This is a genomic window from Erwinia sp. MYb416 (assembly GCF_037479575.1).
Classification (GTDB): Bacteria; Pseudomonadota; Gammaproteobacteria; order Enterobacterales; family Enterobacteriaceae; genus Erwinia; species Erwinia rhapontici.
Genome location: NZ_JBBGYT010000439.1, coordinates 839148 through 854152, shown reverse-complemented (window position 1 = coordinate 854152; position 15005 = coordinate 839148). Strand labels below are relative to the sequence as shown.

Here is a 15005-nt window from a genome sequence, read left to right as displayed (position 1 = left end):
TCAACAACCGCCAGACTCATTTGCGTGACAAAGACTCGCTGCGTTTATTATCCCTGAATTGAAGCGTCATTCAGGACGCGTTGCGTTTACGTGCTTTCTTCACCGGCGTAATGGCGGTGACTTCACTCTCCACCCAACCGTCATCCAGGCGGGTTTTCAGCACGTCACCAGGGTGTAGCTGTTGTGTCTTTTTCACGACCTGGCCGTCTGCCGCTGTGGTGACACTGAAACCACGTGCCAGCGTGGCCAGCGGGCTGACCCCTTCCAACTGGGCCGCAAGATTGCCGAAGCGCTGTTTATTGGCGTTGAGCTGCTGCTGCATGGCCTGTTGCAGGCGGTGATGCCACTGCTGGAGCTGCTGTCCGGCGCGCTGGACGCGCATTTCCGGGCGAATGGCACTCAGACGCTGCCCCACGCGCTCCTGCTGGCGTACTGCCTGGCGAAGCCTGAGCTGCATGGCATCATCCAGTCGGCGCTGTAGCTTCATCAGCGCCGTCTGCTGGCGTGCCAGACGCAGTTGCGGGTGCTGTTGTTGCAGACGATGTTGAATGCGGGTGAAAGTCCGCTGCTGCTGCGCGAGGTAATAATCCATCGCCATTTCCAGCCGCTGCTGTTGTGACTGGAGCTGGCGCAGCAGTTCGATCTGATTACGACTGACCAGCTCCGCTGCCGCAGAAGGCGTGGGCGCGCGCAGGTCGGCCACAAAGTCGGCGATGGTCACATCGGTTTCATGCCCGACGGCGCTGACAATCGGAATGCGGCTGGCATAAATTGCCCGCGCCACACGCTCATCGTTAAAACTCCAGAGGTCTTCCAGCGAGCCGCCGCCGCGTCCCACAATCAATACATCGCACTCATTGCGCGCATTGGCCAGCTCAATGGCCCGTACGATGCCTGAGGGCGCTTCTGCGCCCTGTACCTGGGTCGGGTAGATAACCACGGGCAGTGATGGGTCGCGTCGCTGTAGCACGCGTAGCACGTCGTGTAGCGCGGCACCGCTGGCAGAGGTGATCACCCCAACCTGGCGTGCCGGGTCCGGCAGTGCCTGTTTATGGCTCTGCTCAAACAGTCCTTCTGACATCAGCCGCTGCTTCAGTTGCTCGAACTGTTGCTGCAACAGGCCATCTCCGGCGGGTTGCATACTTTCGGCAATCAACTGGTAGTCGCCGCGTGGCTCATACAGCGTAATGGTGGCGCGCACCAAAACCTGCTGGCCATTTTGCGGACGGAAGGTGACACGGCGGTTGCTGTTGCGGAACATCGCACAGCGAACCTGGGCGCCATCATCCTTCAACGTGAAGTACCAGTGACCGGAAGAGGGCTGGGAGAAATTTGAGATCTCCGCGCTCAACCAGACCTGGCCCATTTCCATCTCCAGTAGCTTGCGCACTGTCGTATTGAGACGGCTGACGGTAAAAATATTGGCGGTTGGAGGTAGCGACATGTGATGAAGATCAAACTTTAAATCAGAGGGTTAATTAACCGATACTACATGGCTCAGTCAGGGGATCAAGAGTTTTTCGTAAATAATGCTGGAGGCAATCGATTACGCCCTGTATAATGCCGCGGCAATATTTTACAAGTTCTCATTCACCCTGAGGTTGAGATATTGCCATGCTAAGAATCGCTAAAGAAGCCCTGACATTTGACGACGTTTTGCTCGTTCCTGCACATTCAACTGTACTGCCAAACACGGCTGACCTCAGCACCCAACTTACCAAAACCATCCGTTTAAACATTCCTATGTTGTCCGCTGCTATGGATACCGTGACCGAAGCGGGTCTGGCTATTGCACTGGCACAGGAAGGTGGTCTGGGCTTTATTCACAAAAACATGTCCATTGAGCGCCAGGCTGAAGAAGTGCGCAAAGTGAAGAAACACGAAAGTGGCGTGGTTACTGACCCGCAGACCGTGTTGCCCACCACTGCCCTGAGCGAAGTAAAAATTCTGACCGAACGTAACGGCTTTGCCGGTTACCCGGTGGTGAACGGCGAAAACGAACTGGTGGGGATCATCACCGGCCGTGACGTCCGCTTCGTGACGGATTTGAGCCTGCCTGTTTCTGCCGTGATGACGCCGAAAGAACGTCTCGTGACGGTGAAAGAAGGCGAAGCGCGTGAAGTTGTGCTGCATAAAATGCACGAAAAACGCGTTGAGAAAGCGCTGGTTGTGGATGACAGCTTCCACCTGCTGGGCATGATCACCGTAAAAGACTTCCAGAAAGCCGAACGTAAACCTAACGCCTGTAAAGACGAGCACGGCCGCCTGCGCGTAGGCGCTGCTGTGGGTGCCGGTGCCGGTAACGAAGAGCGTGTGGATGCGCTGGTCGCGGCCGGTGTTGACGTGCTGCTGATCGACTCCTCACACGGCCATTCTGAAGGCGTACTGCAACGTATCCGTGATACCCGTGCAAAATACCCTGACCTGCAAATCGTGGGCGGTAACGTCGCGACAGGCGCTGGTGCACTGGCGCTGGCTGAAGCAGGCGTGAGCGCGGTGAAAGTCGGTATTGGCCCTGGCTCAATTTGTACCACCCGTATCGTAACGGGCGTAGGTGTGCCGCAGATTACCGCTGTTTCTGACGCGGTAGAAGCGCTGGAAGGCACCGGGATCCCGGTTATCGCCGATGGCGGTATCCGCTTCTCCGGTGATATCGCCAAAGCGATTGCCGCGGGCGCTGCTGCCGTGATGGTCGGTTCCATGCTGGCCGGGACCGATGAATCTCCGGGCGAAATCGAACTCTACCAGGGCCGTTCATTCAAATCCTATCGCGGTATGGGCTCCCTGGGCGCGATGTCGAAAGGTTCGTCTGACCGTTACTTCCAGACCGACAATGCCGCTGACAAACTGGTGCCGGAAGGTATCGAAGGCCGCGTAGCCTACAAAGGCTACCTGAAAGCGATCGTACACCAGCAAATGGGTGGCCTGCGCTCCTGTATGGGCCTGACCGGCTGTGCTACCATCGACGACCTGCGCACCAAGGCTGAATTTGTGCGTATCAGCGGTGCGGGTATTCAGGAAAGCCACGTTCATGACGTGACCATCACCAAAGAGTCGCCGAACTACCGCATGGGTTCCTGATAACCCTGTACTGCACGCCCGGCTTCACTGCCGGGCGTTTTACTCGTAATCCCGAATTTGTACTACATCGCCTGGAATAGCCCAATGACGACGGAAAATATTCATAAACATCGCATCCTGATCCTCGATTTCGGTTCGCAGTATACGCAACTGGTTGCCCGCCGCGTGCGTGAACTGGGTGTCTACTGTGAACTGTGGGCGTGGGACGTGACCGAAGAGCAGATTCGTGGTTTTAACCCGAACGGCATCATCCTCTCCGGCGGCCCTGAAAGCACCACTGAAAACGACAGCCCTCGCGCACCTGACTATGTGTTTAACGCAGGCGTTCCGGTTCTGGGCGTGTGCTACGGCATGCAGACGATGGCGATGCAGCTGGGCGGCAAAGTTGAAGGCTCCAGCGAGCGTGAATTTGGTTATGCTCAGGTTGAAGTACAGACCAACAGCGCGCTGATCCGTGACATCGAAGATGCGATCAGCCCGGCCGGTAAGCCGCTGCTGGACGTGTGGATGAGCCACGGCGACAAAGTGACGGCGATCCCGTCTGACTTCGTGACCGTTGCCAGCACCGACTCCTGTCCGTTTGCCATTATGGCCAACGAAGAGAAGCGCTTCTACGGCGTACAGTTCCACCCGGAAGTGACACATACCCGTCAGGGTCTGCGTCTGCTGGAGCGTTTCGTGCTGGATATCTGCCAGTGTGAAGCCCTGTGGACCCCGGCTAAAATCATTGAAGATGCCGTTGAACGTCTGCGTGTGCAGGTCGGCAACGATAAAGTGATTCTCGGCCTGTCCGGCGGCGTTGACTCCTCTGTGACCGCAATGCTGCTGCACCGTGCGATTGGTGACCGTCTGACCTGCGTCTTTGTCGACAACGGCCTGCTGCGCCTGAACGAAGCAGAGCAGGTGATGGAGATGTTTGGTGACCATTTCGGTCTGAACATCATTCATGTGGAAGGCGAAAAACGCTTCCTCGACGCACTGGCAGGCACAGATGAGCCGGAAGCCAAGCGTAAAATCATCGGCCGCGTCTTCGTTGAAGTCTTCGATGAACAAGCTCTGAAGCTGGAAGACGTGAAGTGGCTGGCCCAGGGAACTATCTACCCTGATGTGATTGAATCAGCCGCTTCTGCTACTGGCAAAGCGCACGTGATCAAATCGCACCACAACGTGGGCGGCCTGCCGAAAGAAATGAAGATGGGCCTGGTTGAACCACTGCGTGAGCTGTTTAAAGACGAAGTGCGTAAAATCGGCCTGGAACTGGGCCTGCCGCACGCAATGCTGTTCCGTCACCCGTTCCCGGGCCCGGGCCTGGGTGTGCGCGTACTGGGTGAAGTGAAGAAAGAGTACTGTGACCTGCTGCGTCGTGCCGATGCGATCTTCATTGAAGAGCTGCATAAAGCCGACCTGTACAACAAAGTCAGCCAGGCCTTTACCGTCTTCCTGCCCGTCCGTTCTGTCGGCGTGATGGGCGATGGCCGTAAGTACGACTGGGTGGTTTCCCTGCGTGCTGTCGAGACCATCGACTTTATGACCGCACACTGGGCGCATCTGCCGTATGATTTCCTCGGCCGCGTATCCAACCGCATCATCAACGAAGTCGACGGGATTTCCCGTGTGGTTTACGATATTTCAGGTAAACCACCGGCGACGATTGAGTGGGAATGATTTAGCGTCTGGCAACAGCCTGCACGTATAAGCAGTAAAGTACCTCTAAGCCCGCGTAACTGCGGGCTTTTTTGTTTTTGTGTCTGGCACTTTCTGGCAGCTGTTAGCAACGGGAAGCACGGTTTTTTCAATGGAATTTTTGATGGTACTCTCTGGTTATGAATTCAGGTTTGAAAAAGTACCATGTGATAAATTTCGGTTGAGTTATGGTATTTGTTTTTTATAACGCGATTAAAAACAGATAGTTAAATAACTTTTCTGAATTTTTTACAACATGGTATTTTTTGATAAAGGAAAACAATAAACCATGTTGACTGACACCAGGCTGCGTCACCTTAAGCCGAAGGAGAAACTCTATAAAGTTAATGACCGTGATGGTCTGTATGTTGCGGTCACTCCGGCTGGAACGATCTCATTTCGTTATAACTATTCAATAAACGGAAGACAGGAGACCGTTACTTTTGGCCGCTATGGTGTGGGAGGGATCACGCTTGCAGAAGCGCGTGAACGGCTCAATGAAGCTAAAAAAATGGTTGCCGGTGGAAGATCGCCAGCGAGGGAAAAAGCTAGAGATAAAGCGCGTATCAAAGATGCGGAGACTTTTGGTGCATGGGCTGAAAAATGGTTACGCGGCTATCAAATGGCTGAATCGACGCGTGATATGCGGCGTTCGGTATATCAAAGGGAGTTGAAGTCAAAATTTGCGCAGCAGAAATTGACCGAGATTACACATGAAGACTTACGCGCATTAACCGATAACATTGTCGAGAGAGGGGCACCGGCGACAGCTGTGCACGCCAGAGAGATTGTATTGCAAGTCTATCGCTGGGCTATTGAGCGCGGTCAGAAGGTTGAGAATCCCGCTGATCTGGTACGGCCTGCAAGCATAGCGAAATTTGAGCCTCGTGAGAGGGCATTGACGCCAGTTGAAATTGGTCTGATGTATCGTTACATGGAACGGGTAGGAACGACGCCATCAATCAGAGCAGCGGTTAAACTTTTGCTGTTAACGATGGTACGTAAAAGTGAGCTTACTAACGCAACCTGGAACGAGATCAATTTTAGTGAGGCATTATGGACGATACCAAAGGAGAGGATGAAACGACGTAATCCACATTTGGTTTTTCTTTCCAGACAGGCAATGGATATTATGATTGCTCTCAAAACCTTTTCCGGTAGCTCTGATTTTATCCTTCCTTCGCGGTACGATTCCGATGCGCCAATGAGTAGCGCTACTTTAAACCGGGTGTTGACACTGACGTATCGCCTGGCTCAGAAAGAAGGGGAGTTGTTGCATAAGTTTGGTCCCCATGACTTACGGCGTACAGCCAGTACCTTACTACATGAGGCCGGGTACAATACTGACTGGATTGAGAAGTGTCTTGCACATGAACAGAAAGGGGTACGGGCTGTTTACAACAAGGCCGAGTACCGCGAGCAGAGATCAGAGATGCTGCAAGATTGGGCGAATATGATTGATGAATGGGTGCTAACTAATTAAAAATCAATTGGTTAAATGTGGGAGGTTGCCTAATCTGACATCAGAAGATGATTTTAGCCGCTAAAATTTGCTGTTGAGCAACAGATTACCTACGACTATTGTTGCCTGATTAATTCGTAACCTTCTATACAACTAAGGAGTTTGATTTGGCCTCTCTGCGACCCTCTGCATATAATCAGCGCGACCGTGAAGATGGTGGCCCTTTTCTAATTATTCAGTCTGCTGAGTCGGAAGAGGGGGTTGATGTTTTTTTTACAGATGTACCTCCAGAACAATTCTCCTCTGATTCTCTGATTGCTCTGTTAATGAACATCTGCCCTGATAAAATGACAATTTGGCCGATTAATGTTCGCCAGGACACTGATGAGTACCTCTCTCCAAAATATGACAGACTTGAACGCATTGTTATCACCCGATCTATAGTTGAGCCTTATCCTTTACCCGAATCAGAGGATGACGTAGTCGGCCTTCTGGAACAGCTACCCGATGGTTTTGCAAAAGATTATCGATTTGGCTTAGGCCTTCTCTGGGAATATCGGCACATTTGTGATGCTGTAACAAGCAGAGATGATGTAAGTGTTCTGATTATACAGGGGGGTGATAAGGCTATCATAGACCCACCATTTTTCTTGCTTGGCATTAAACGTTTTAATCGTCTTCGAAGGGAACTCAACTCCATTACTTCCCGATACCAGAGAGATGCGAGAAGTGAAAAAAAATTCCAAACTTATCAATCCATTTTACATGCGGCAGATCCCGAGCAATATCCTGCATTAATAAAGAAGTTACGGTCAGGTACTATCGCTGAGAAAACAAATGGTGGACGTGATAATACAGCACTAGGGCCTCAAGATAGACGTGCCGTTGTTCAACTGGTGAAAGATAATGTTAAGGCCTTAGCTAAAACTGAATCTCGCTCTTTGCTAGCACTGAGAAGTGATATTGAGCTTGTCACTCTCGACCAGCTGATAGCTCGTTACAGTGAAATGCTTGGTTGTAAGCTTACTGAAAGTAAATGGCAAAACTTTTTTATGGACAATCCATTTATTCTGAGCCTTGCCTTTGCTATTCCAGTTTTTTTGGTCCAAGGACAAGCATATGCTGGAGGAAAAAAGTTGAATGGGCGCGAGGGAAAATATACCGATTTTGTTTATGCGTCAGCTGCCTCGGGTAACCTTGCTCTGGTAGAAATTAAAAGACCTGAAACGGAGCTTTTGAGTAAGAAACCCTATCGAGGTGGTGATGTCTATGCTGCTTCCGGAGAGTTGAGTGGAGCACTTACTCAATTACTCGATCAGCGATTTAAACTACAGATGACACTTCCTGTCCTGAAAATGGATGCTAATCTGAATAATATCCATGGCTTTGCTATACGCTGTATAATTATAGCTGGCGCATCACCCACTGAAAATGAGCATAAGAAATCATTTGAATTGGTTCGGAACGCATTTTCTGAAGTCGTGGTCATTACTTTTGATGAGCTTCTTCAACGCTTAATTGAAATAAGAAAGGCGCTTTCTCCAAGTTAAAAATTATATCCCATTCGATGATGAATATTCATCGATTACGATTGTTGGTTACTCGTGTATGGTGTTTTTTTTTGGAGTTTTTATTAAAATAAATTGAATGTAATTCGATGCAATGTTAATTAGATGGATGTGATAAATAAGTTATCGGCCGCCTTTGTATTGGTTGAAAGTAAATTCAAAAATATATTTCTACTTGAGATTGTTTTTTGAGTATAAATTAATCCATTAGGAATTTTAAATATAAAATTCTTCACGAACAGATACTAAAGCCTTGGATACTGCTTGGCGTGTCATAGGTATGCGATGAATCTTTGTGAGAATATCTGCAATTTCAGATTGATTAAGTCCCTGATGTTTTAAAGCGAGGATCTTTTTCTTAATATCAGAGAGCTTAGAATCAGTCATACGTCGTGCAATATTACGGATTTCTGAAATATCTGCTGGGGTAAAAGTTTGACTAAGCATCCAATGAGAAAAGTAGTAATCAATTAACATATCTCCGGAATTGGCGTTAGTCTTGCATGGTTTAGCGCATTGCCGTCTCAGCCTTATTAGTTCTTTATTAAACTGTTCGGAAGAACGCTTTCCTTGTCTGTACTTGGGATTCCATTGACTATCGGTCAGTCTAGGCCTATGGTTCGAGCAATATCGATGGCTAAGGACCAATTTTTCATGATCGGTAAACTCAATATCGCTAGCAGCATATTCTGATATTTCACTAATAAAGTGAGAGTATTCAGTCTGGTTACCGCAGAACTCGCAAAAACCGAGTTTACGCTGTGAATTTATAGTTACTCCTTTTGCAGGAGAGGATTTCTTCGGCCGCTTGGATGCGCACTCACTGACTAATTCAATAAGAGACTCAATCGTAGCGGTAAAGCATTTATCAAGAGAAGTTTGTTGATCTAAAGTCAGAACGAAATTACGCAAAAGAAGTCTTTGTGCCTGTACTACGACGTTTAAACCCACTTTTTTAAGTACTTCACTAAAACCTAGATTTGCTCCAGAAATGTAGTCTTTATGACTTGGTGGCAGGGAATTTACATAAGCAGTTACTGCTGGATCAATAACTTCCTGTATGAGACGCAGTATTGGATACCTCCGTGAAAATATGGAGTACGGAGAACTATGCTCTACAAATAATTTAATTGCAGCTGCAACTGTGAGGTCACAGCCTTCCCAAATAGTAATTTTCATGTCAACCATTTTAGCCAATGAATAGGTTTTAGCAAGTGGTAATGCTTGGCATTGTATAGGCCTGATTGGAAACAGGAGGAAGGCAGATGCAAACAAAGGCACATAGCACGCTCATTAACAGAAAAACACTTCTGGAAATGATCCCATTGTCAGCCCGAACTATTTATAACCTTGAACAGCGAGGCGAGTTTCCTCGCCGTATAGCACTTACTAGCCGAAATGTTGCATGGCAGTTATCCGAAGTAGAACAGTGGATTGCGGATCGTAAATCAGCAATGTTTAAAGCGGCTAGACCCGGTGTTGTTTTAGGTAGGTAACAGCAATGTCATTGAACATAATTGAAGCATTTGAAGCTAAGCCGCAACCAATTGATTACGTCTTGCCTAATTTGGCTATTGGTACTATCGGAGCGATTGTTTCTCCGGGAGGCGTTGGAAAGTCAATGCTGGCATTACAATTGGCTGTGCAGATTACTTGTGGTGTAGATCTTTTAAACTTTGGTGAATATCCGACTGGGTTGGTGGCATATTTACCTGTGGAGGACTCTGAAACCATCGTTCACCATCGTTTATATGCTTTGGGAAAATATCTAACAGCACGTCAGCAGCAGATTGTAGCTGATAAGCTACTGGTCGAACCTTTGGTAGGGAAGTGTCCAAATATTTTCTTGCCGGATTGGAGCAACTTGATCAATGAAGTTTCAAAAGGTAGACGTTTAATAATTTTGGATACTCTTCGCCGTTTCCACCAGGAGGATGAGAATAATAGCGCAGCAATGTCCAAAGTCATTGGAAAGTTAGAAGGTATTGCTGCTGATACAGGATGTTCGATTATATTTCTACACCATTCAAACAAAGGCGCTGCCACGATGGGTGTTGGTGATATACAGCAAGCAAGCAGGGGTAGTAGCGTCCTGGTTGATAATATACGGTGGCAATCTTATCTGGCGGGCATGACCGCCTTAGAAGCGAAGACGAATGGTATTTCTGATGATGTTCGAGGTCAATTTGTTAGATTTGGAATTAATAAAGCAAATTATGGAGAACGTACGCCAGATCGTTGGTTACAGAGACATGAGGGGGGAGTATTAAGGATAACGCAACTCAAATCGAAGAATAAAAAACAAATAGCAAAAGAATGTATGTCTTCATTGAGTGGTGCAGAAAATGATAACTGGTAATAAAGTTACACCTACTAGTACAGCTCTGCAGTCTAGAGTCATTCTGTACCAACCAAGTCAACGTCCCTTGGCGCTGAAGGGGCAGTGGATGGAGACTAGTTTTGGTCGTTGTCGAGTTACCGGAAGACTAGGACAACGTCATGCGGATATTGTGGAAACAATGCTCTATGTGGCCGAGAAACGTCGAGAAATTTCTGATGGAGGAATCGAGTTATTAGTAGATCCAGCGAAAGTACGCCGAACTCTATCCGATGCACAATACAGTTATGATCGAATTAAAAAACTACTCGTTGATCTACGTGTGGCAACTGTTGAAATAGTAACACCAGATTTAGAAAAAAACGGTTATTGCATTCTAGGCGGTTTAATTGACCATGTCGTACCCTCACCAATGACTAGGCGTAATCCTCTAACTGGTGGTGAACGTAACCTATGGAGAGTACGTTTGGGTGTTGCATTGGTAATGTTGTTGAAGCTAGATTTGCATTTTCATCATGATCCTGGTCCTATTGCTCGTCTCCAGCATGGTATTAGCCAAGCAGTTGCACGTCATATATTAACACATAAGCACGATCCTAAAGGCGGCTGGCATATTGATACATTAATTTTAGCTGTCAGTGGTGAAGGTACTAATAATATGACATTACGTAACTATCGGCGGAGATTAAAAGAAGATAGCAAACAATTTCTAGCGATTGGCATTGAGATACAAAATTCTAGGATAAAACGAGCTACAACGGCCCGGTAGCGTGTCGTTACGGCCCGGCGATGTGCTGTAACGGCCCGCCAGTGTGCTACAGAGGCCTGATTTTTTAACTCCTTTGCAGGTTATTCAGGATCAATCAGTATATCTAGGCTTTGAAATCACCTGCCTGAGCAGGCGCTTTCAAATCTACAATCGGCCAAAGGCCGATGGTTGTACGCCAGAAGAAGAGATTACTTACACGTTTGGTATATTGACACTTGAGGTAGATTTTATGACATATGAGGTACGCCCCTAGCTTTAGGCATAGGGAGGCAGATTTTAGCCGCTAAAATCTGCAATGCACATGCTCTGACAAGGTAAGTAAAAAAGTGCATGAGAAAATAAAAGACTTCTTACAATATATCGAAACATAAATACAGTTGGTGGACGCCTATTTATAAATACTAAAGGTCATTTTCAAAAGGGAGAAATATAGTTTCCTTGCAAAAAACACATTTGCTGCAGATCTTTACACGAGTAATCCTATATTAATACGCTAAGAAAACACATCCTGTACACTGAAATACACATTGTCGTGCACAGATATACAACGGCAACTGCAGGGCAGGACATGTAAAGTAGGCCCACCGCTACGGTGTTCCAACTTTACCGCTTCCTGTTCGCCGCATCGCGGCTCAAGGGCGTCCTGCTCTGCGAGGCTGCCAGGCTACCGCCTGTATGGAGAGCTATATGAAAGTTACTCAGACTAGAAAAAATAGTACGCCAATAAAAGTTTATTGTTTACCCGAAGAAAAAATTCTCATCCAAGAAAATGCAGAAGCATCTGGATTAAGTGTTGCCTGTTTTGTCCGTAGAGTTGCAATGGGTTATCAGGTTGATTCTATCGTAGATATAAAACAGGTTAATGAACTTAGCCGAGTAAATGCTGATCTTGGAAGACTTGGCGGATTACTTAAATTATGGCTCGCAAATGATCCTCGAACAGTTGATTTTTCACCCACACTGATAAGAACCTTGCTTGCGAAAATAGAATCAACTCGGCAAGAACTAAGGAACATTATGGATAAAATCTTGGATAAATAAATGTGTGGTTTCCTATATACCTGCGTCTGTTAACAGAAAGTGTGTTAAATATTACTGAACTGATGAAAAAGAGGTGAGAAAATGAATTTAATGTTCCGAGTGGTTTCATTACAAAGAGGGATTTTAGCCGCTAAAAAAGCTTTAATAGTTCCTTTCGTGGCGTCCGTCATGGCATTACCGGTGAAGGCCGGGATTCCCGTTATTGATGGCACTAATGTGGTTCAGACCACAATCAGCGCAGTTAACAACGTTCAGGCTGTGACTAAACAAATCCAGCAGTACCAGACGCAGCTGCAGCAGTATGAAAACATGCTGCAGAACACCGTAGCTCCTGCGGCCTATATCTGGGACCAGGCAAATTCAACAATTAATAAATTGTTGCAGGTGCAGGATACCCTTAATTACTACAAGAATCAGGCCGGGAGTCTCGATGCGTACCTGAAACGATATCAGGATGTTAACTACTACAGGACATCACCTTGCTTTAACAGCAATGTTGAATGTACCGCGTCTGAAATTAGTGCACTGCGTGAAGCTGAACAGAACAGCTCTGGGGCGCGGAAAAAGGCCAATGACGCAGTATTTAAGGTAATTGACGAACAGCAGAACACCCTGCAGAGCGATGCTGATAATCTTGCTGAATTACAAACTCAGGCAAGCGGCGCACAAGGGCAAATGGAGGCTATTCAGGCCGCTAACCAGCTTGCCAGTGCTCAAACGAACCAGTTGCTGCAGATCCGCTCGCTTCTGGTAGCTCAACAAAACGCTGCGGCAACACTGGCGCAGGCTCAAGCCGATAAAGAAGCTCAACAAATAGCTGCTGATGAGAAAGTATTAGCTGGACAGAACACACCAAGCCCGAAGCGAATTTGGTGAGGAAAAGCATAATGAAACATAATCCTCTGATTGTATTTATTTTAATCAGTTTATTGGCCCTATGTTCTTGCGATAAAAATGATAAAGATTGTTTATCAACGCCAAATAATAAATTTGATGAACATAAATACGACAAATGTGCTCTACGTAGTAATAACAACCCAAGCCCCAAACGAGAATGGTAATTATGAAAATACTAAGCAAGCTCACTTTTTTAGGTGTCATAGTTTTCTTTTCTGTAAATGCCTATGCTGGTCAATTAGATAGTAGCGGGTTACTTGATTCTTTATTAGATAAGTTTCAACAAGTAGCCAGTACATGGACAACAGTAATTGCAGACTATGCAAATTGGCTCTTCTGGGCACTGGCATTAATAAGTATGGTTTGGACATTTGGAATGATGGCGATGCAAGGGGAAGGATTGACAGGCGTACTTGCAGAAATAGTTCGCTTTTTGGCTGTCATTGGTTTTTTTTATTATCTTTTAATCAACGGCCCAGCCATATCGCAATCAATAATTAACTCAATGAGACAACTTGCAGCAAACGCTTTAGGAATAAGTACTGGTATTTCACCCTCAAGCATAGTTGATATGGCGTTTGCGATATTAACAAAAGTCAGTTCAGCCGCATCAGTTTGGTCGCCAATGATCTCCACCATTATGATAACAGTCGCGATAATCGTTTTGGTAGTGATGTCCCTTATAGCGATAAATATGCTAATCATATTGGTTTCTGCATGGGTATTATGTTTTGCAGGAGTTATTTTGCTTGGATTTGGTGGTTCGAGATGGACCTCTGATATAGCAGTTAATTACTTACGAACTGTTTTATCGATTGGCATTCAATTATTCACGATGACATTAATTATTGGGATTGGACAATCATTTATAGATCAATATTTTTCTCTTATTAAAGATGATGTTCCTGATCTTAATAGTCTTATCGTTTTGCTTCTGGCGTCAATTATCCTATTAGTATTAACGAATAAGCTACCACTGTTGTTATCAGGTGTTGTTGGAGGGGCTTCTTTACAAGGGATTGGTGGGTTTGGGGCGGGTATGATTACCGGCGCTGCCGCTACTGCCATCAGCGGTGCTGGAGCAATGGCAATGGGGGCATCAGCTCAGGTCAGGGGCGGAGCCTCTGCATTAAAGGCAGCGTTCGAGTCTGCAGAAGCTGCCATGGCCGAAGAGGCGGGTTCCGGGGGCGTAATTGGTGGTGGTGAAGATACCGGTTCTGTAGACACGTCGCGAGAGCAACCATCCGGTAAAGGTAGCTCCAGTGGGGGAAGCGAAGGTTTTGCTGCATCCTTCTCGCGTGCTGGCCGCATGGCAAGCCATATGGGAAGCAGTATGTCTAACGGAGCTGCTGAGTACCAGAGAATGAAGCGAAGTAGTAATTCTTCCCGAGCCCAACAGACTTTTGGAGGAGAGTTGGCGACTCAGATACGTAAACAAACGGCTACTCGTCGGGATAACCGCGAACATGATGATTTTGCCGGAGATAACTTATCCGGCAATAATAAATCTTGAATCAAACGCGTCAGTTTACGGGGGAGCGCGAGCTGACGCTTTCACTGAGCGAACTTTACTTCTGCAACTCAAAGGAAAAACTATGTCCAGGACTCCCGATTCACGGTTACGCATTGAGGGCTTCCGCAAAGCAGAGGCTTCCCTGAGGCTTGAAGGAAAGGACCCCACTGGCACGCCGCTCTACGAGTCCGTTAAAGCACGTATTATTTTAGGTGAGCTGACATATGAGCAGGGGCGTTCAGAGATTCTTGCATACTACACAAAAGCAGATACCGCCGGGCCTGTGACAGTGGGAGAAATTCTGACAGAGGAATTTTTAAAACCGCTGAACATGTCTGGTGATGAATTAGCGGAAGCTATGGGTATTTCTCGACAAGATGTTAAAGATATTATCTGCGGTATGCGTCGTCTTAGCGGTGATGAAGCCCGCGTTCTTGCTGACATATTTGGTACTGATGAGGATTTTTGGAACAATCTGCAGATATTGCAAGATTCGAATTAACGACGACAGAAATAATAACTCATATGCCATTATATCTGCAGCCCCTCAGGTGTCATGAAAGTAGACGAATGAATCTTGCGTGAAATGAACCGTGTCACAGTGGGAGCGGGATCAAGTACAAAAAATGCTATTTCAAGTAGTTTGGAGGATA

At 47.0% G+C, this 15005-nt stretch carries 13 protein-coding genes; 11 read left to right on the top strand and 2 right to left on the bottom strand.

The window, feature by feature from the left end:
• Positions 1-70: 70 nt before the first annotated feature.
• On the bottom strand, positions 71-1444 hold the full coding sequence (gene xseA / locus WH277_RS22585) for an exodeoxyribonuclease VII large subunit (RefSeq protein ID WP_159338042.1): 1374 nt from the start codon (positions 1442-1444) through the stop codon (positions 71-73).
• Positions 1445-1614: 170 nt separating this feature from the next.
• On the opposite strand from xseA, the gene guaB reads away from it, so the two are divergent.
• From guaB to WH277_RS22565, 4 genes are all read left to right on the top strand, one after another.
• Entirely contained in the window at positions 1615-3081 is a 1467-nt protein-coding gene (gene guaB / locus WH277_RS22580) for an IMP dehydrogenase (RefSeq protein ID WP_133845876.1), read from the top strand.
• Between the two features lie 84 nt (positions 3082-3165).
• Positions 3166-4746: a glutamine-hydrolyzing GMP synthase gene (gene guaA, locus WH277_RS22575; protein WP_133845877.1), complete on the top strand. Its 1581-nt coding sequence runs from the start codon at positions 3166-3168 to the stop codon at positions 4744-4746.
• Between the two features lie 307 nt (positions 4747-5053).
• Positions 5054-6247 carry a tyrosine-type recombinase/integrase gene (locus WH277_RS22570; protein WP_117029194.1) on the top strand — a complete coding sequence of 398 codons (1194 nt, stop codon included), beginning with the start codon at positions 5054-5056 and terminating at the stop codon, positions 6245-6247.
• Positions 6248-6393: 146 nt separating this feature from the next.
• Positions 6394-7776, top strand: a complete 1383-nt coding sequence (locus WH277_RS22565; protein WP_135683423.1) for a Shedu immune nuclease family protein — start codon at positions 6394-6396, stop codon at positions 7774-7776.
• A gap of 234 nt (positions 7777-8010) precedes the next feature.
• Here the strand turns inward: WH277_RS22565 and WH277_RS22560 are convergent, their stop codons facing one another.
• Entirely contained in the window at positions 8011-8973 is a 963-nt protein-coding gene (locus WH277_RS22560) for a LuxR family transcriptional regulator (protein WP_182015355.1), read from the bottom strand.
• 86 nt (positions 8974-9059) lie between these two features.
• Here WH277_RS22560 and WH277_RS22555 point away from each other — a divergent pair, with 86 nt between their 5' ends.
• From WH277_RS22555 to WH277_RS22525, 7 genes are all read left to right on the top strand, one after another.
• Entirely contained in the window at positions 9060-9290 is a 231-nt protein-coding gene (locus WH277_RS22555) for a helix-turn-helix transcriptional regulator (protein ID WP_023308174.1), read from the top strand.
• Positions 9291-9295: 5 nt separating this feature from the next.
• Positions 9296-10153, top strand: a complete 858-nt coding sequence (locus WH277_RS22550) for a helicase RepA family protein (RefSeq protein WP_339506990.1) — start codon at positions 9296-9298, stop codon at positions 10151-10153.
• On the top strand, positions 10140-10901 hold the full coding sequence (locus WH277_RS22545; RefSeq protein WP_135683421.1) for an ABC transporter ATPase: 762 nt from the start codon (positions 10140-10142) through the stop codon (positions 10899-10901). Before WH277_RS22550 ends, WH277_RS22545 begins: the two co-directional genes overlap by 14 nt.
• A gap of 687 nt (positions 10902-11588) precedes the next feature.
• On the top strand, positions 11589-11942 hold the full coding sequence (gene traJ, locus WH277_RS22540; RefSeq protein ID WP_001588179.1) for a conjugal transfer transcriptional regulator TraJ: 354 nt from the start codon (positions 11589-11591) through the stop codon (positions 11940-11942).
• A gap of 81 nt (positions 11943-12023) precedes the next feature.
• Positions 12024-12818 (top strand): P-type conjugative transfer protein TrbJ, encoded by a 795-nt coding sequence (gene trbJ / locus WH277_RS22535; protein ID WP_135683420.1) that lies wholly within the window; start codon positions 12024-12026, stop codon positions 12816-12818.
• 187 nt (positions 12819-13005) lie between these two features.
• A complete protein-coding gene (trbL, locus tag WH277_RS22530; protein WP_135683419.1) occupies positions 13006-14352 on the top strand; it encodes a P-type conjugative transfer protein TrbL in 1347 nt (448 codons plus the stop codon).
• Positions 14306-14854 carry a HigA family addiction module antitoxin gene (locus tag WH277_RS22525; protein WP_227667262.1) on the top strand — a complete coding sequence of 183 codons (549 nt, stop codon included), beginning with the start codon at positions 14306-14308 and terminating at the stop codon, positions 14852-14854. The genes trbL and WH277_RS22525 overlap by 47 nt, the downstream gene beginning before the upstream one ends.
• Positions 14855-15005 lie beyond the last annotated feature (151 nt).

Coding starts and splice junctions, on each gene's coding strand:
- xseA (WP_159338042.1), bottom strand. CDS start 1,444: ATGTCGCTACCTCCAACCGCCAATATTTTTACCGTCAGCCGTCTCAAT.
- trbJ (WP_135683420.1), top strand. CDS start 12,024: ATGAATTTAATGTTCCGAGTGGTTTCATTACAAAGAGGGATTTTAGCC.
- guaB (WP_133845876.1), top strand. CDS start 1,615: ATGCTAAGAATCGCTAAAGAAGCCCTGACATTTGACGACGTTTTGCTC.
- WH277_RS22570 (WP_117029194.1), top strand. CDS start 5,054: ATGTTGACTGACACCAGGCTGCGTCACCTTAAGCCGAAGGAGAAACTC.
- WH277_RS22525 (WP_227667262.1), top strand. CDS start 14,306: ATGATGATTTTGCCGGAGATAACTTATCCGGCAATAATAAATCTTGAA.
- WH277_RS22545 (WP_135683421.1), top strand. CDS start 10,140: ATGATAACTGGTAATAAAGTTACACCTACTAGTACAGCTCTGCAGTCT.
- trbL (WP_135683419.1), top strand. CDS start 13,006: ATGAAAATACTAAGCAAGCTCACTTTTTTAGGTGTCATAGTTTTCTTT.
- WH277_RS22555 (WP_023308174.1), top strand. CDS start 9,060: ATGCAAACAAAGGCACATAGCACGCTCATTAACAGAAAAACACTTCTG.
- traJ (WP_001588179.1), top strand. CDS start 11,589: ATGAAAGTTACTCAGACTAGAAAAAATAGTACGCCAATAAAAGTTTAT.
- WH277_RS22560 (WP_182015355.1), bottom strand. CDS start 8,973: ATGAAAATTACTATTTGGGAAGGCTGTGACCTCACAGTTGCAGCTGCA.
- WH277_RS22550 (WP_339506990.1), top strand. CDS start 9,296: ATGTCATTGAACATAATTGAAGCATTTGAAGCTAAGCCGCAACCAATT.
- guaA (WP_133845877.1), top strand. CDS start 3,166: ATGACGACGGAAAATATTCATAAACATCGCATCCTGATCCTCGATTTC.